Consider the following 15,433-nt stretch of genomic DNA (forward strand, 5'->3'; position numbering starts at 1 on the left):
ACCCCTCAGGCATAGGAAGCTCTACGCACGTCCAGCGGCGCGAGACGTGCGAAGAGCTTCCTATGCCTGGTCCCTCAGACGCCGGGGAGGCCGACGGGGCAGCTCACGCCGGTGGAGTGCACCGGGCAGTACCCGTCGGGCACCTTGTGCAGGTACTGCTGGTGGTAGTCCTCGGCGTAGAAGAAGTCGCCGAGCGGGGCGATCTCGGTGGTGATGTCGCCGTAGCCGGCCACCTTCAGCCGCTCCTGGTACTGGTCGCGGCTGGCGCGGGCCGCCGCCTCCTGCTCGGGGGTGCCGACGTAGATCGCGGAGCGGTACTGGGTGCCGACGTCGTTGCCCTGGCGCATGCCCTGGGTGGGGTCGTGGTCCTCCCAGAACACCGTGAGCAGCTCCCCGTAGCTGATGACCGCGGGGTCGAAGACGACGAGGACGACCTCGGTGTGCCCGGTGCGCGCCGAGCAGACCTCCTCGTAGGTCGGGTTCGGCGTGTAGCCCCCCGCGTAGCCGGCGGCGGTCGAGTAGACGCCCGGCACCTGCCAGAACACCTTCTCGACACCCCAGAAGCAGCCCGCGCCGAAGACGGCGGTCTGCATCCCCTCGGGGAACGGCGGCTGGATGCGGTTGCCGTTCACCGCGTGGGTCTCCGGGACGTGCGGCAGCGCGTCGGGGCGACCCGGCAGCGCGTCGTCCTGCGTCACCGGCTGGGTCTTGTACCGGGAGAACAACATGATCCGAGCGTAGGACGGGCGTGCCACCCGGCAGTCCGCCGCCGGCGCGACGGCGGCAGGATCACCTGCGCACCCCCATCCGACGACGCAGGGAGCGCCCCGTGCCGATCACCGCCCGCGAGTGGCACCTGGCCGCCCGTCCCCACGGCGAGCCCACCCCCGAGGACTTCGCGCTGGTCGAGGTCGAGCACCCCGACCCCGCCGAGGGCCAGGTGGTGGTGCGGATGGTCGCGATGTCGGTCGATCCCTACATGCGCGGGCGGATGCGGCTGGGTCCCTCCTACGCCGCGCCGTGGGAGGTCGGCGAGGTGATGAAGGGCGGCGCGGTCGGCCGGGTCGTCGAGTCGCGCTCCCCCGACGTGCCCGAGGGGACCCTCGTCCTCACCGACGCCGCCTGGCGCGACGTCGCCGTCCTCGACGCCCGCGCCGTCCGGCAGCTGCCGGCCACCGGGGACCTGCCGCTCACCTACTCCCTCGGCATCCTCGGGATGCCCGGGCAGACGGCGTACGCCGGGCTGTTCCGGGTGGCCGCGTTCCGCGAGGGCGACGCCGTCTTCGTGTCCGGCGCGGCGGGGGCGGTGGGCAGCGCGGTCGGCCAGTTCGCGCGGCTGCGCGGCGCCTCGGCGGTGATCGGCAGCGCCGGCAGCGCGGAGAAGGTGGCCTGGCTGCGCGAGATCGGCTTCACCGCCGCCTTCGACTACCACGGCGGGCGGGTCAAGGACCTGCTCGCGCAGGCCGCGCCCGACGGCATCGACGTCTACTTCGACAACGTGGGCGGCGAGCACCTCGACGCGGCCCTGGGCGCGCTGCACGTGCACGGCCGGGCGGCGCTGTGCGGCTCGATCTCCGGCTACAACGCCACCGAGGCGGTGCCCGGGCCGAAGAACTTCAGCGCGCTCATGGTGAGCAAGCGGCTCGCGGTGACCGGCCTGCTCGTGGGCGACCACAACGACCTGCGCGCCGAGTTCACCGAGACGGTGTCCGGCTGGATCCGCTCGGGCGAGCTGGTCGTGCGGGAGACCGTCTACGAGGGCCTCGACGACGCCGTCCCCGCCTTCCTCGACCTCCTCAAGGGGGCCAACACCGGGAAGATGGTCGTCCGGCTGGCGCCCGACCCCGACTGAGCGGTTGCGCGCCGCGGGTGCCGGGAAGTGCCCGTCCATGTGGCTCTTCCTCACCCGGCGCCTGCGCGTCTGGCTCATCGTGACCGTGGTCGTCCCCCTCGCCACCGGGCTGCTCCGGCGGGTCGGGCACGCCCTCGAGCGGCGCGGCGGCTCCACCTCGGTCAGTCGGGCGCTGCTGCAGGCCGGCGACCTCGGCGACCGGGCGCGGGCCCGGCTGCGCGGTGGCGGCCGCCGGCGCCGGTGACGACCGCGGCCCGGGTCCCGGCTCTCGACCACACCCCGGCGACGGCGCCCACGCGTGCAGTCGCCGTCTTCGCGCACGGCGGCACCTTGGCCAGCGTGGAGCCGCCCCGCGAGCGGGCGCTGTCCCTGGTCCGCATGCGCGCGGTCCAGGAGGCGGTGTCCCGCGCCGCCGCGGCCCGGGGCGTGGAGGCGTACACGGTGCGCTACCGCGTGGCCGGGTGGAACGGGGCGGCCGCCGACGCGTACGCCGACGTCCGCTGGGCCCTGGACCAGGTCCGCGAGCGGCACGGCGACGTGCCGGTGGTGCTCGTCGGGCACTCGATGGGCGGCCGGGCGGTGCTGCGGGCCGGCGACGACCCGTCGGTGACGGCCGTCTGCGGGCTGGCGCCGTGGACGCCGCCGGGTGAGCCGGTCGCCCACCTGCGCGGGCGCACCGTCGTCCTGGCGCACGGCCGTGGTGACCGGTGGGTGCCCGCGCGGCTGTCGGAGGAGTTCGCCGTCCGCGCGCACCGGGCCGGCGTGCGGGTCGCCCGGTTCACGCTGCCCGGCGGGCACGGGATGGTGCGCGCGGTCGGCCGGTGGCACGCGCTCGTCCGCGACGTCGTCCTGGCCGGGGCGGGCCTGGCGCCGATGCCCGGCGCCGTCCGCGCGGCCCTGGACGCGTCGCCGCCGGAGGGCCTGGGCGTTCCGCTGTGACCCCCGCTAGCCTGCCGGCGTGACTGCCGGGTCGGCCTCGCGCCGCGCACGGATCGGGTCCCCGGCCGCCGGGTGAGCCCGCGGTGGGCCCGCAGCCCGCCGTCGTCGTCCTGTCCCCATCCCCTCCCGCACCTCCCCTGGACAGGACCCCGCATGACCTCTCCCCTCGGCGCCGAGCTGCGCCGCATCCACGACACCCTGCGCACCGACCTGCGCGCCCTGCAGGCGGCGGCCGCCACCGGCGCCCGCCCGCAGGTCCGCCGCACCCTGCCGGCGCACTGCCTGGCCTTCTGCGCCGCGCTGACCGCGCACCACACCGGCGAGGACGCCGGCGCCTTCCCCGCGCTGGCGCAGCGCTTCCCGGAGCTGGCGCCGGTGCTGGCCAAGATGGCCGAGGACCACGTGTGGATCAGCGGCATCCTCGCCCGCGTGGAGGAGCTGGCCGGCGAGCTCGCCGCCTCGGGCACCTCACCCCGGCTGGCCGGTGAGCTGGACGGGCTCGCCGCGGTCGTCGAGTCGCACTTCTCCTTCGAGGAGCGCCGGATCGCGGCCGCCCTGGACCGCCTCCCCGGCACCGCGGCGCTCCTGAGCGCCGGTGGAGGGCCTTTGTAGCGCTATTGGCTCTCTCCCTCAGGAGAACAGCGCGCTGTAGCCGTTGAGCGCGGGCTGGCCGCCGAGGTGGGCGTAGAGCACCGTCGACGAGGGGTCGATCTCGCGCCGGCCGACCAGGTCGATCGTGGCGGCCATCGACTTCCCCTCGTACACGGGGTCGGTGACCATGCCCTCGGTGCGCGCCGCGGTCTCCATCGCGCGGATCGTCGCCTCGTCGGGGATGCCGTAGACGCCGCCGTGGAAGCGCTCGTCGAGCTCGACGTCGTCCAGGGTGAGCTCGCGCCGCAGGCCGATGGCGCGCGCCGTCCGCTGGGCGATGCGCAGCACCTGGTCGCGGGTCTCGGCCGGCTTGGCGCTGGCGTCGACGCCGAGCACCCGCCGCGACCGGCCGCCCTGCTCCTCGAGCAGCGCGAACCCCGCGACCATCCCGGCCTGGGTCGACCCGGTGACCGAGCAGACGACGACGGTGTCGAAGAAGACGCCCAGCTCGGCCTCCTGCTGCGCCACCTCCATCGCCCAGTTCGCGAAGCCGTGCCCGCCCAGCGGGTGGTCGCTGGCGCCGGCCGGGATCGCATAGGGCTTCCCGCCGCGCGCCTCGATCTCGGCGAGCGCGGTCTCCCAGCTCTCCTTGAACCCGATGCCGAACCCGGCCTTCACCAGCCGCACGTCGGCACCGGCCAGCCGGCTGACCAGGATGTTGCCGACCTTGTCGTAGACGGCGTCGGGCCAGTCCACCCAGCTCTCCTGCACGAGCACGCAGGACAGCCCCACGTGCGCGGCGACGGCGGCCACCTGCCGGGTGTGGTTGCTCTGCACGCCGCCGATGGAGACCAGGGTGTCGCAGCCCTGCGCGAGCGCGTCGGCGACGAGGTACTCGAGCTTGCGGGTCTTGTTGCCGCCGTAGGCGATGCCGGAGTTGCAGTCCTCCCGCTTGGCCCAGACCGCGGCCCCGCCGAGCCGCGCGGTCAGCCGGTCCAGCCGGTGCACCGGCGAGGGCCCGAACAGCAGCGGGGTGCGGGGGAAGTCAGCGAGGCCCGTCATCGGTCTCCTCCAGTTCGGACAGCAGCGCGGTCCAGATCTCGGTGGTCGTGGCGACGGCGGCATCGACGTCGGCAGCCGCGCACGCGGCGATCAGGCGGTCGTGCAGGACGACGGACTCCCGGCCGTGCGCCGCGGCGAAGCGGGCCCGCTCCAGCCGGCGGATCGTCGGCGTGAACCGCTCGACGGTCGCGGTCAGCGCCGTGTTGCCGGCGCGGGCGAGCAGGACGGCGTGCAGGTCGTCGTCGGCGTCCAGTGCGGCCTCGAGGTCGCCGGCGTCCACCGCGGTGGCGAACCGCGCGTTGGCGCCGCGCATGGCGGCGACGTCGTCGGCCGTCGTCCGCCCGGCGGCCTCGCGGGCGGCCAGCTCGTGCATCGCCCGGACCACCCCGGCGGCGTCGCGCACCTGCCGCGGCCGCATCGGGGTGACCCGGGTGTGGCTCTGCGGCTTGGCCTCGACGAGCCCCTCGTCGACCAGCCGGGCCAGCGCGGCGCGCACCGGCGCCACCGACAGGCCGAGGCGGACGGCGAGGTCGGCGTCCTTGACCACCGACCCCGGTGCCAGCTCGCCGCTGACGATCGCCGTCCGGATGCGCATCAGGGCCTGGTCGCGCAGGAGCACCCGGCCGACGGGGGCGAGCGGTGCGACCATGACTGACATCTCAGATGTCAGCGCCGCCTTCGTCAAGGGCCGTTTGCGCTACAAGGGCCGGACCGGTGCGGTCGGTGGCAGGGACGGGGCTCACTCCGGGACGGCGACCGGCCCCAGGATCGGCGTCGTGACCAGCGACTGGACCACCGAACCCGCCGACGCCGCCGCACACTTCGCCCGCCGGCTGGCCGTGGAGACCGACGTCAGCGACGTGCACGCCGCGCTGGAGTCCGGCGCCCCCGGCTTCGTGCTGCTCGACAGCCGCAGCCGCGAGGCCTGGGACCAGGGCCACGTCCCCGGAGCGGTCCACCTGCCCGGCCGGGAGGTCGCCGTGCGCGCGGGGGCCGAGCTGGACCGGTCCGTCCCGGTGGTCGCCTACTGCTGGGGACCCGGCTGCAACGGCGCCACGCGGGCCGCGCTCGCGCTGTCGCTGCTCGGCTACCGGGTGCGGGAGATGATCGGCGGCTTCGAGTACTGGGCCCGCGAGGGGCTGCCGGTGGAGACGGCCGACGGCCTCACCCGGCCCGACGTCGACCCGCTCACCGCACCGCGGACGGTCAGCTGCGGGTGCTGAGGTCGGGGACGTCGTCGTCGGCCAGCCGCGCCCACAGCGGCTCGTCGCGCTCGACGCCGTCGCCGTACCGGTAGGAGCGGCGCAGCCGGCCCTCGAACGTGGAGCCGGCCTTCTCGGCCACCCGGCCCGACGCCGGGTCCTCGACGGCGTGCACCCGCTCCACCCGGTCGATCGAGTGCAGGTCCACCGAGCCGAGCAGCTCGCCGCCGGCCGCGTCGACGACGGCCCAGGCGGTGATCTCGCCGCCGCTCCCGTCGGCGCGGCGGGTGACCCACCAGCGGGCGTCGCCGAGCGCGGCGACCCGCCCGGGGGCGCTCCACACGCGGGCGACCGGGTCGGTGAGCGCGGCGAGGACCGCCGGGGCGTCACCGGCCCGCCACGGACGGAGCAGCAGCGGGCCGGCGGGCACCTCGACGGGCTCGGTCACGCCCCCGATCGTGCCGGAGCGATCAGCTCTGGCCGGAGCCCGGCTCGGTCATCTTCCGGTTGAGCTTGGCCGCGACGTTGCCGGGCGTGAGCGCGGACAGCCGGCCCATCGCCTTGCTGGCCAGCGACCCGCCGAACACCGAGGCCTCGCCCTTCATCAGGCCCTCGAAGCCCTGACGGGCGACCTGCGCGGGGTCGTCCTTCTTGTCCGTGGCGCCCATCCGGGTGTCGGTGAGGTCGCCGCGGTCGAAGAACTCGGTGTCGGTGGGCCCGGGCAGCAGCGCGGTGACGCTCACGCCGCGGTCGGACAGCTCCTCGCGCAGCGCCAGCGCCAGGTGCTGCACGAAGGACTTGCTCGCGCCGTACACGGCCTGGAACGGCTGGGGTGCCTGCGAGGCCACCGAGGAGGTGAACAGGATCCGCCCCTCGCCCTCGGCGGCCATGTCCTGCGCGACCCGCTTGGCGATGTGCACCGTGGACCCGCAGTTGAGCGCCACGATGCCCAGCTCGGCCTCCAGGTCGGTGTCCACGAACGCCCCGCCGACGCCGACGCCGGCGTTGATGGCCGCGGCGGCCAGCGGCCGGCCCGAGCCCCGGTAGGCGGCCACGAGCAGCTCGCGGTCCTCGTACTTCGTCAGATCGCCGCGGACCGGGGAGACGGCGGCGCCCAGGCCGCGCAGCGTCTCCGCGGCGGCGTCGAGCTCGTCGTCCTCCGCGGCGACGACCAGGTCGTAGCCGTGCTCGGCGAACTGCTTGGCCAGCTCCAGGCCGATGCCGCTGGAGGCGCCGGTGACGAGGGCGAGGGGACGGGCGGTCGGCAGGGTCACGGGAACTCCCGGGGTGGGTCGCGGCTGCGGTCGTCCCGCGTCATGCCCGATCCGGTGGGGTCCGACCCCTCCCCTCAGAACGGGAGCGGCACCGAGACGCCGAGGCCGCCGCGGGTCTGCGCGCCGTAGCGGACGATCTCGGCGTCGAGGTCCAGCGGGCGGATCGCCATGGCCTGCGCGCGGACGTCGTCGCTGATCAGGTCGGCCGGCAGCAGCCAGGAGACCTCGAACTCCAGCCCGTCGGGGTCCTGGGCGTAGAGGGCCTTGGTGGTGGCGTGGTCGGAGGCGCCGACCAGCGCCCCGGCGGCGACCAGCGCGTCCCGGACGCGCGCGAGCTCGGCGAGGGTGTCGACCTCCCAGGCCAGGTGGTAGAGCCCGACGGTCGCGCGGCCGGCCTGCGACGGACCGGCGCCCGTGCCGACGGCGAACAGGCCGAGGTCGTGGTCGTTGGTCGAGCCCTCGGCCTGCAGGAACACCGCCCGGCCGGGGATCTCCACCTTCACGCGGAAGCCGAGCACGTCGCGGTAGAAGGCGGTGCTTCGCTCGACGTCGCGGATGTAGAGGACGGCGTGGTTGAGGCGCTGGACCGGCATGGCCCCAGTGTGCACCTGTTTTGATGAACGTTCAAGTACCTGACCGGGGTGGGGCTGCCCGTGGGGAGGGTCGCGGTGACGGTCGACGACGTCCTGCGGCCGCTGCTGCCGGCCCGCGACCGCGCGGCCGTCCGACGGGTGCCGACCGCCGACCCCGACGCGACCGTCGGCCACCTCGTGCAGGCCGCCGGCGTCCCGCTGACGGAGGTGCGCACCGTGCTCGTCGACGGCGTCCCGGCCCCGCGGGACGCCCGTCCGCTCCCGGGGGCGACCATCTCCGTCCGTCCCGTGCCGCGGCCCCATCTCTCCCGCTGCCCCCGGTGCGGGCGGGTCCACCGGCGCGGCGCGTACGCCCGCCGCATCGACGCCCTCGTGGAGCGCGCCCGCCGCGTCACGGGCGGCCGACAGCGCGACGAAGGCCCCCGGTCCTGGCCCGCGCGGGCCAGGGGTCGGCCCCGACGTGTCAGCTCCACCGGGCAGGACGAGGAGTGTCCACCCAGCCTGACGGAGGAGACCCCATGCCCGAGTACGTGCTCCCGGACCTGCCCTACGACTACGGGGCACTGGAGCCGCACATCTCCGGCCGCATCATGGAGCTGCACCACGACAAGCACCACCAGACCTACGTGACCGGGGCGAACACCGCGCTGGAGAAGCTCGCCGAGGCGCGCGAGAACGACGGGCTGGCCACGGCGAACCTGCACGAGAAGAACCTGGCGTTCAACCTCGCCGGGCACGTCAACCACTCGGTGTTCTGGCCGAACATGAGCCCCGACGGCGGCGACCGGCCCGACGGCGAGCTCGACACGGCGATCACCGACCAGTTCGGGTCCTTCGAGGCGTTCCAGGCGCACTTCAACGCCGTCGCCAACGGGGTGCAGGGGTCGGGGTGGGCGATCCTCGCCTGGGACTCCGTCGGCCAGAAGCTGCTGATCTTCCAGCTCTACGACCACCAGGGGAACCTCGCCGTCGGCCAGGTCCCGCTGCTGATGCTGGACATGTGGGAGCACGCCTTCTACCTGCAGTACCAGAACGTGAAGGCCGACTACGTGAAGGCATGGTGGAACGTCGTCAACTGGGCCGACGTCACCCGCCGGTTCACCACCGCCCGCACCGCCACCTCCGGGCTCGTCGTCCCGGCGGCCTGAGCCGGCCCCGGGGCCGCGGTACCGCCGCGGCCCCGGGACGGCCCGGGCACGGCCCGAGCACGGCTCAGGCACGGCTCAGGCACGGCTCAGGCAAGGCTCACCTCGGCCCGCGCGGGCCACGTCCTGGCCCGACCGTGACACCCCCGGCGGGCAGAGCAGGAACGAGCCCCTCCCCCCGCCCCCGCTGCGCAGCCCTGTGAGGCCCCCGTGTACCTGTCGAAGACCGAGGCCGCCGTCCTGCCGACGACGCTGGTCGGCACCCCCAAGACCCCGCCGCCGGCACCCACGGGCCGCCGCCGGATCTGGCCGATGCTCGGTCCGGCCTTCGTCGCCGCCGTCGCCTACGTCGACCCCGGCAACTTCGCCACCAACTTCTCCGGCGGCGCCTCGTTCGGCTACACGCTGCTGTGGGTGATCGTCGCCGCGAACCTCATGGCGATGCTCATCCAGTCGCTGACGGCCAAGCTCGGCCTCGCGACCGGCCGTGACCTCGCCACGCTGTGCCGCGAGCGGCTGCCCAGGCCGGTCACCTGGGGGCTGTGGGTGCAGGCCGAGGCGGTCGCCATCGCCACCGACCTCGCCGAGATCGTCGGCGGCGCCGTGGCGCTGAACCTGCTGTTCGGGGTGCCGCTGCCGATCGGCGGGCTGATCACCGCCGTCGTCGCGTTCGTGCTCCTGGGGGCGCAGTCCCGCGGGCACCGGCCCTTCGAGCGGGTCATCACCGGGCTGCTGCTGGTGATCGGGCTGGGCTTCGGCTACACGCTGGTCGGCGCGGGGGTCGACCTCGGCGGGGTCGCCGGCGGCATGGTCCCGTCCTTCGACGGCCCGGAGAGCCTGGTGCTGGCCACCGGCATCCTCGGCGCCACGGTGATGCCGCACGTCATCTACGTGCACTCCGCGCTCACGCCCGGCCGCTACGGCGACGTCGTCACCGCCGGCCGCACGCACCAGGGACGCAGCCGGCTGCTGCGGGCCCAGCGCATCGACGTCCTGCTGGCCATGGGCCTGGCCGGGCTCGTCAACGCCGCGATGCTGGTCGTCGCCGCGCAGCTGTTCACCGGCTCCGGTGACCAGGCCACCACGCTCGAGGGCGTGCACGCCGGCCTCGGCGACCAGCTGGGCGCCGGCGCGGCGATCGCCTTCGCCCTCGCGCTGCTGGCCTCCGGCTTCGCGTCCTCCTCGGTCGGCACGCACGCCGGCCAGGTGGTGATGGCCGGGTTCCTCAAGCGGCACATCCCCGTCCTCACCCGCCGGCTGATCACCCTGACCCCGGCGCTGGCGGTGCTCGTCCTCGGCGGCGACCCGACCACGGCGCTGGTGTGGTCGCAGGTGGTGCTGTCCTTCGGCATCCCGTTCGCCCTGGTGCCGCTGCTGTGGCTGACCAGCAGCCGCGACCTCATGGGCGGCTGGACCAACCGGCGGATCACCACCGCCGTCGGCTGCGTGGTGGCGGCGCTGATCATCGGCCTCAACGCCCACCTGCTGATCGGCTTCGTCGCCGGGTAGCCGCGCCCGACCCGTCGAGATCGCGCGATCTCGTACGCCAGGACCCCTGGATCCGTACGAGATCGCGCGATCTCGACCGTCTCAGGCGCGGGGTGCGGCGAGGTCGGCGACGGCGCGGACGTCGTCGGCGAGCACCGGCCACAGCGCCCGCGGCAGCTCGTGGCCCATCCCCGGGTGCACGACGAGGCGGGCGCCCGGGATCGCGTCGGCGGTCGCCCTCCCGCCCTCGGGGCGGATCACCACGTCGCTGTCGCCGTGCACCACCAGGGTGGGCACCCGCACCCCGGCGAGCGCGGGGCGCAGGTCCGGCGCGATCCGCTCGGCGGCGTTCTGCCGCTTGACCCCCGGCCCGGTCAGCCCCGAGTCGTCGCGGGCCACGGCCACCCGCAGCATCTCCAGGTGGTCCTCGCGCCGGGCCGGGTAGCCGGGCGAGCCCGTGACCTCCTGCATCGCCACCATGAAGTCGGCCATCGCCTCCGGCGTCGTCGCCGGGCCGCGATCCTTCGCGAGCCGGCGGGCCTCCCGGACCAGGGTCAGCACCGTCCGCGGGCGCATCCGGCCGATCCGCGGCGACGGCGTCGACATGACCGACGTCAGCGACAGCACCCGCTCCGGCGCGCAGACGGCGAGCTGCTGGGCGATCATCCCGCCGAGCGAGGCGCCCACGACGTGCGCGGCCGGCCAGCCGACGGCGTCCATCACCGCCAGCGCGTCGCCGGCCATGTCGGCCAGCGTGTAGGCGGCCGGCACCCGCGACCACGCCCGCTTCGGCACCGGCCCGTCGAGGTGGGTGGACAGCCCGACGTCGCGGTTGTCGAAGCGGACGACGCGGAAGCCGCGCGCGGTCAGCTCGGCGCAGAACCCGTCGGGCCAGCCCACCATCTGCGCGCCCAGGCCCATGACCAGCAGCAGCGGCTCGCCGCCGGGGGCGCCGAGCACCTCGTAGGCGATGTCGAGGTCCCCGGAACGTGCGGTCAGGATGGTCACGGCTGCCTCCGGGGAGTCGATGCGGACCTGATGAGGATACAGATGTACCACGAAGGAGGCCGATGCCGCGCAGGGCCGACCACGACGAGCGGCGCCGGCACCTCACCGCCGCCCTGCTGCGCATCGCCAGCACCCGCGGGCTGCAGGCGGTCTCCATGCGTGAGGTGGCCGCGGAGGCCGGCGTCTCGCTGCGGGTGGTGCAGTACTACTTCACCGACAAGCGGAGCCTGATGCTCTCCGGCGTCACCGAGCTCGCCGCCCGGCTGGACCGGCGGGTGCGCGAGCGGGCGGCCGCGATCGGCACCGGGCTGCCGCCGCGCACGGTGTTCGACGTCGTCCTCGGCGCGATCCTGCCCACCGACGACGACAGCCGCGCCGACCAGCTGGCCTGGACCGCCTACTACGCCGCCGGCCTCACCGACCCGACCGAGGCGGTGGACGGCCGTTACGCCCCCGACGCGCTGGAGCGTTGGCTCACCGGGGTCCTCGCGTCGGCCGTCGAGGCCGGCGACGTGCCCGCCGGCATCGACCCGCGCATCGAGGTGGTCAGCCTGCTCGCGCTCACCAACGGCCTGGTCAGCAGCGTGCTGGGCCGGCAGCGCGACGTCGACGACGCCCTGCGCGTGGTGCGGTACCGCCTCGACCGGCTGTTCACGGCGACCTAGCCCTGCGCCGGCCGGTCCCAGATCCCGGCGAAGTGGTGCACCGGGCCGTGGCCGGAGCCGACGCCCAGCCAGGTCCCGGCCTCCAGCGCCCGCTGCAGGTAGTCGCGCGCCTGCTCGACCGCCGGCTCCCACCGCCCCGGGCCGCCGACCCCGCGGGCCGCCAGCGCCGCGATCGCCGACGACAGCGTGCAGCCGGTGCCGTGGGTGGCGGTGGTGTCCACCCGCGGCCGGCGGGTGACGACGACGCCGTCGGCGGTGGCCAGGACGTCGACGCTCTCCGGCCCGCCCAGGTGCCCGCCCTTGGCCAGCACGGCGCCGGGCCCGAGCTCGAGCAGCGCCTGCGCCTGCGCCGCCAGCTCGTCGACCGAGCCGGCCGGCGCGACGCCGAGCAGCGCGGCCGCCTCGGGCACGTTCGGGGTGACCAGCTCGACCACCGGCAGCAGCTCGGTGCGGACGGCGGCGATCGCGTCGTCGTCGACCAGCCGGTCGCCGCTGGTGGCGACCATGACGGGATCGCACACGACCGGCCCGGCGGCGCGGCCGGCCAGGCACGCGGCGACCTCGCGGACGACGCCGGCCGTGCCGAGCATGCCGGTCTTGACCGCGTGCACGGTCACGTCGTCGAGCAGCGTGCGGATCTGCTCGCCCACGAACGCCGCGGGCACCGGGTGCACACCGGTGACGCCGCGGGTGTTCTGCGCGGTCAGCGCGGTGAGGACGGCGGTGCCGTAGGCGCCGAGCGCGCTGAAGGTCTTGAGGTCGGCCTGGATGCCGGCGCCGCCGCTGGGGTCGCTGCCCGCGACGGTGAGCGCGACGGGGGTCACCGGGCGCTCCGCAGGGCCCGCGCCGCGGCGGCCGGGTCGGGCGCGGCGCAGATCGCCGAGACGACGCAGATACCGTCGACCCCGGTGACCAGCGGCGCGCGCCGCACGTCGATGCCCCCGATGGCCACCGACTGCAGCCCGGCGGCCGCCGCCTTCGCACCCAGCGCGGCCACGCCCCCGGGCCCGAGACCGGTGCCGGCGTCGGGCTTGGTGGACGTCGACCACACCGGCCCGATGCCCACGACGTCGACCGTGCCCGGCGGCAGCGCCAGCGCCACGGCCAGCTCGTCGTCGGACCCGGCCGACAGCCCGAGCAGCCGGTCGGGGCCGATCAGCGCGCGCACGTCGGCGGCCGGCAGGTCGTCCTGCCCGACGTGCACGCCGTCGGCGCCGGCCAGCAGGGCGACGTCGACGGCGTCGTTGACGAACAGCACCACTCCGGTGCCGGCCAGGACCTCCTTGACGGCGAGGGTGAGCGCGTACAGCTCCCGCCGCGACGCCGTCTTGTCCCGCACCTGCACCGCGGTGACCCCGCCGGCCACCGCCGCGCGGACGACCTCGGGCACGCCGCGCGGCCCGGCCAGCCCGGTGTCGGTGACCAGGTACAGCGCCGGGTCGAACGGCGGCCTCACGCGGTCACCTGCGCGGCCGACAGGTCGGTCACGGCATCGAGCGCGTCGAGCCACAGCGGGGCGAAGGTGCCCGGGCCGGCGGCGACGGCGGCCGCGGCCTCGGCGGCCAGCGCCACGTGCGCGTGCGCGGCGACCGCGCCGGTCAGCGGGTCGCCGGTGGCCGCGACGTAGGCGGCGACCAGCGCCCCGAGTGCGCAGCCGGCGCCGGTGGTGCGGGTGAGCAGCACCGACCCGCCGCCGATCCGCACGGTGCGGGACCCGTCGGTGACGACGTCGACCTCGCCGCTCACCGCCACCACTCCCCCGGTGCGCCCGGCCAGCGCGACGGCGGCGTCGAGCGCCTCGTCGGCCGACGCCGTGGAGTCGACCCCGCGCCCGCCGGAGCCCGCACCGGCCAGCGCCATGACCTCGCTGGCGTTGCCGCGGACGACCGCCGGGCGGGACCCGAGCAGCTCGGCGGCCAGGTCCGTGCGGAAGGCCAGTCCGCCGACCGCGACCGGGTCGAGCACCCACGGCGTCCCCGCGCCCGCGGCGGACCGGGCGGCCAGCCGCATCGCCTCGGCGGTCCGCTGGTTGACGGTGCCGACGTTGACCAGCACCGCCGAGGCCACCGCCGCGAAGCCCTCGGCCTCGCGCGGCTCGTCGACCATCGCCGGGGCGGCGCCGACGGCGAGCAGCGCGTTGGCGGTCAACGTCTGGACGACGGTGTTGGTCAGGCAGTGCACGAGCGGAGCGGCGCCGGAGAGCGCCGATCGGGCAGCGGTCAGAGCAGCGGCATCCACGCCGTGACATCCCTTCGCCAGCATGACCTGGACAGGTTCGACGGGTGTGTTCTCAGTCCGCTGCGGCAGCGGACACCCCGAGTCACTGGTCCGCGAAGGTACTCCAGGCCGCGGACTCCCAGGCGGCGGTGAAGAAGCCGAGTTCCAGCTCCATCGCCCGGCGGTACGCCCGCTGCACCGCCGGGGTGTCGGCGGCGACGCGGTCGAGCAGCGCCTCGAGCGTGACGGTCAGCTCCTCGAACCCGGGGTCGGCGTAGGTGTCCACCCACTCGCGGTACGGCCCGGTCGCACGGGGGGCCAGGGCCCGGCCGAGGTGCGCGTAGAGCCGCATGCACGGCGTCATCGCGGCAGCCACCTCGCCGAGGTCGCCCAGCGCGGCCGTGGCCAGCAGGAACTCGGTGTAGGCCAGCGTCGCCGGTGCCGGGGACACCGCGGCCAGGTCGATGCCCCACCGGGCGGCGTAGCCGTCGTGCAGCCGCAGCTCCTCGCGGACGCCGGCCAGCAGGTCGGCGAAGGCCTCCAGCGTCGCGCGGTCGCGGCTGTGCGCGACGCCGAGGGCGTAGGCACGGGCGAACGCCTCGAGGAAGAACGCGTCCTGGGCGACGTAGCCGGCGAACCACTCGCGCGGCAGCGTGCCGTCGGCGACACCGGCGACGAAGGGGGAGGCGAGCGCGGCGGAGGCCAGGTCGGCGCTGCCGGCCCACAGGCCGGCCGACAGGCTCACGCGTCCATCGCCGTCTGCCAGAACGCCGTCTCGGCGGCCACCACCTCGAGGAACACCGTGTCCTCCTCCGGGCCCGCCGCGTCGACCGCCACGCGGTCGGCCGCCGCCTCCAGCCCGGCCACGTAGGAGGCGAAGCCGGGCAGCGTCCAGTGCTCGACGTACGCGCGGTACTGCTCGGCGCCCGGCAGCGCGGCCGACCAGGCGTCGAGGTAGGTCCGCTCGACGGTCCACAGCGCGGTGAGGGCGGTGCCGACGTCCGCGGCGTCGAGCCGGTACAGCAGGTCCCCGTAGGCGATGGTCGCCGGCAGCTGGGGCGCGTCGAGGTCCAGGCCACGGGTGGCCGCGATCCGGGTGAACCAGTCCAGCTCGCCGACCAGCGCGACGCACCCGCTCGCCAGCACCGCCTGCGCCGGGCGGGGCGCGCGGGCCAGCAGCCGCGCCTGGAAGCGCAGCAGGTCGGTCAGGAAGTGCGCGTCCTGGACCAGCCAGGTGTCGAACGCGGCGGGCGGGAGCGTGCCGTCGCGGACGGCGTCGAGGAACGGATGGCGGGTGGCCCGCCGCCACGCGTCGGCGTGGCGGGCGAGCAGGTCGGCGACCGGCACGGCGGCCGACCCTACGTCGTGCGGGGAGGAGCCGCGCCCGGCTCGGCCGA

Annotated in this window: 21 protein-coding genes and 1 riboswitch; of the genes, 9 read left to right on the plus strand and 12 right to left on the minus strand. The window is 75.6% G+C overall.

Translation table 11 applies throughout. The features are described from left to right. Positions 1-74: 74 nt before the first annotated feature. Complete coding sequence (msrA, locus tag HLV61_RS16150) at positions 75-728, minus strand: peptide-methionine (S)-S-oxide reductase MsrA (protein WP_369257209.1); 654 nt, start codon at positions 726-728, stop codon at positions 75-77. A 101-nt stretch (positions 729-829) separates the two neighbouring features. Here msrA and HLV61_RS16155 point away from each other — a divergent pair, with 101 nt between their 5' ends. The 4 genes from HLV61_RS16155 (at position 830) to HLV61_RS16170 (ending at position 3,403) form a co-directional block, all read left to right on the plus strand. Next, positions 830-1,852: an NADP-dependent oxidoreductase gene (locus HLV61_RS16155; RefSeq protein WP_369257211.1), complete on the plus strand. Its 1,023-nt coding sequence runs from the start codon at positions 830-832 to the stop codon at positions 1,850-1,852. Positions 1,853-1,889: 37 nt separating this feature from the next. Beyond that, the gene (locus HLV61_RS16160; protein ID WP_369257213.1) at positions 1,890-2,096 is read left to right on the plus strand and encodes a hypothetical protein; all 207 of its coding nucleotides are present in this window, start codon (positions 1,890-1,892) and stop codon (positions 2,094-2,096) included. Beyond that, the gene (locus HLV61_RS16165; RefSeq protein ID WP_369257215.1) at positions 2,093-2,791 is read left to right on the plus strand and encodes an alpha/beta fold hydrolase; all 699 of its coding nucleotides are present in this window, start codon (positions 2,093-2,095) and stop codon (positions 2,789-2,791) included. The genes HLV61_RS16160 and HLV61_RS16165 overlap by 4 nt, the downstream gene beginning before the upstream one ends. Before the next feature lie 153 nt (positions 2,792-2,944). Continuing rightward, positions 2,945-3,403, plus strand: a complete 459-nt coding sequence (locus tag HLV61_RS16170; RefSeq protein ID WP_369257216.1) for a hemerythrin domain-containing protein — start codon at positions 2,945-2,947, stop codon at positions 3,401-3,403. Between the two features lie 18 nt (positions 3,404-3,421). On the opposite strand, the gene HLV61_RS16175 is transcribed toward HLV61_RS16170, so the two are convergent. Together HLV61_RS16175 and HLV61_RS16180 are read right to left on the minus strand one after the other, a co-directional pair. Further along, entirely contained in the window at positions 3,422-4,444 is a 1,023-nt protein-coding gene (locus HLV61_RS16175; RefSeq protein ID WP_369257218.1) for a 1-aminocyclopropane-1-carboxylate deaminase, read from the minus strand. Beyond that, complete coding sequence (locus HLV61_RS16180; protein WP_369257220.1) at positions 4,428-5,093, minus strand: GntR family transcriptional regulator; 666 nt, start codon at positions 5,091-5,093, stop codon at positions 4,428-4,430. Before HLV61_RS16180 ends, HLV61_RS16175 begins: the two co-directional genes overlap by 17 nt. Before the next feature lie 127 nt (positions 5,094-5,220). Between HLV61_RS16180 and HLV61_RS16185 the strand changes: the two genes are divergently transcribed. Then, positions 5,221-5,667: a rhodanese-like domain-containing protein gene (locus HLV61_RS16185; protein ID WP_369257222.1), complete on the plus strand. Its 447-nt coding sequence runs from the start codon at positions 5,221-5,223 to the stop codon at positions 5,665-5,667. Here the strand turns inward: HLV61_RS16185 and HLV61_RS16190 are convergent. From HLV61_RS16190 to HLV61_RS16200, 3 genes are all read right to left on the minus strand, one after another. After that, positions 5,651-6,094: a GNAT family N-acetyltransferase gene (locus HLV61_RS16190; RefSeq protein WP_369257224.1), complete on the minus strand. Its 444-nt coding sequence runs from the start codon at positions 6,092-6,094 to the stop codon at positions 5,651-5,653. The genes HLV61_RS16185 and HLV61_RS16190 overlap by 17 nt on opposite strands. Before the next feature lie 22 nt (positions 6,095-6,116). Beyond that, complete coding sequence (locus HLV61_RS16195; RefSeq protein WP_369257226.1) at positions 6,117-6,920, minus strand: SDR family NAD(P)-dependent oxidoreductase; 804 nt, start codon at positions 6,918-6,920, stop codon at positions 6,117-6,119. Between the two features lie 74 nt (positions 6,921-6,994). Then, positions 6,995-7,513: a VOC family protein gene (locus HLV61_RS16200; protein WP_369257228.1), complete on the minus strand. Its 519-nt coding sequence runs from the start codon at positions 7,511-7,513 to the stop codon at positions 6,995-6,997. Between the two features lie 75 nt (positions 7,514-7,588). Between HLV61_RS16200 and HLV61_RS16205 the strand changes: the two genes are divergently transcribed. The 3 genes from HLV61_RS16205 (at position 7,589) to HLV61_RS16215 (ending at position 10,167) form a co-directional block, all read left to right on the plus strand. Beyond that, complete coding sequence (locus HLV61_RS16205) at positions 7,589-8,143, plus strand: hypothetical protein (RefSeq protein WP_369257230.1); 555 nt, start codon at positions 7,589-7,591, stop codon at positions 8,141-8,143. Beyond that, positions 8,032-8,661: a superoxide dismutase gene (locus HLV61_RS16210; protein WP_369257232.1), complete on the plus strand. Its 630-nt coding sequence runs from the start codon at positions 8,032-8,034 to the stop codon at positions 8,659-8,661. The genes HLV61_RS16205 and HLV61_RS16210 overlap by 112 nt, the downstream gene beginning before the upstream one ends. A gap of 207 nt (positions 8,662-8,868) precedes the next feature. Continuing rightward, positions 8,869-10,167 (plus strand): Nramp family divalent metal transporter, encoded by a 1,299-nt coding sequence (locus HLV61_RS16215; RefSeq protein WP_369257234.1) that lies wholly within the window; start codon positions 8,869-8,871, stop codon positions 10,165-10,167. 81 nt (positions 10,168-10,248) lie between these two features. Here HLV61_RS16215 and HLV61_RS16220 read toward each other — a convergent pair whose 3' ends face one another. Further along, entirely contained in the window at positions 10,249-11,154 is a 906-nt protein-coding gene (locus HLV61_RS16220) for an alpha/beta fold hydrolase (RefSeq protein WP_369257236.1), read from the minus strand. A gap of 62 nt (positions 11,155-11,216) precedes the next feature. On the opposite strand from HLV61_RS16220, the gene HLV61_RS16225 reads away from it, so the two are divergent. Further along, complete coding sequence (locus tag HLV61_RS16225; RefSeq protein WP_369257238.1) at positions 11,217-11,819, plus strand: TetR/AcrR family transcriptional regulator; 603 nt, start codon at positions 11,217-11,219, stop codon at positions 11,817-11,819. Here the strand turns inward: HLV61_RS16225 and thiD are convergent. The 5 genes from thiD to HLV61_RS16250 all read right to left on the minus strand — a co-directional run bounded on the left by thiD (position 11,816) and on the right by HLV61_RS16250 (position 15,383). Continuing rightward, positions 11,816-12,643, minus strand: coding sequence for a bifunctional hydroxymethylpyrimidine kinase/phosphomethylpyrimidine kinase (gene thiD / locus HLV61_RS16230; protein ID WP_369257240.1), 828 nt, complete (start codon positions 12,641-12,643; stop codon positions 11,816-11,818). The two genes, HLV61_RS16225 and thiD, sit on opposite strands and share 4 nt — an antisense overlap. Then, a complete protein-coding gene (gene thiE / locus HLV61_RS16235; protein ID WP_369257242.1) occupies positions 12,640-13,275 on the minus strand; it encodes a thiamine phosphate synthase in 636 nt (211 codons plus the stop codon). Before thiE ends, thiD begins: the two co-directional genes overlap by 4 nt. Beyond that, positions 13,272-14,057: a hydroxyethylthiazole kinase gene (gene thiM / locus HLV61_RS16240; RefSeq protein ID WP_369257244.1), complete on the minus strand. Its 786-nt coding sequence runs from the start codon at positions 14,055-14,057 to the stop codon at positions 13,272-13,274. The genes thiE and thiM overlap by 4 nt, the downstream gene beginning before the upstream one ends. Continuing rightward, positions 14,050-14,147, minus strand: a riboswitch (TPP riboswitch). It overlaps the preceding gene by 8 nt. Continuing rightward, positions 14,140-14,781, minus strand: a complete 642-nt coding sequence (locus tag HLV61_RS16245) for a TenA family protein (RefSeq protein ID WP_369257246.1) — start codon at positions 14,779-14,781, stop codon at positions 14,140-14,142. Its footprint overlaps the riboswitch before it by 8 nt. After that, on the minus strand, positions 14,778-15,383 hold the full coding sequence (locus HLV61_RS16250) for a TenA family transcriptional regulator (RefSeq protein WP_369257248.1): 606 nt from the start codon (positions 15,381-15,383) through the stop codon (positions 14,778-14,780). Before HLV61_RS16250 ends, HLV61_RS16245 begins: the two co-directional genes overlap by 4 nt. Positions 15,384-15,433 lie beyond the last annotated feature (50 nt).

Source organism: Geodermatophilus amargosae (assembly GCF_041028265.1).
GTDB classification, from domain to species: Bacteria; Actinomycetota; Actinomycetes; order Mycobacteriales; family Geodermatophilaceae; genus Geodermatophilus; species Geodermatophilus amargosae_A.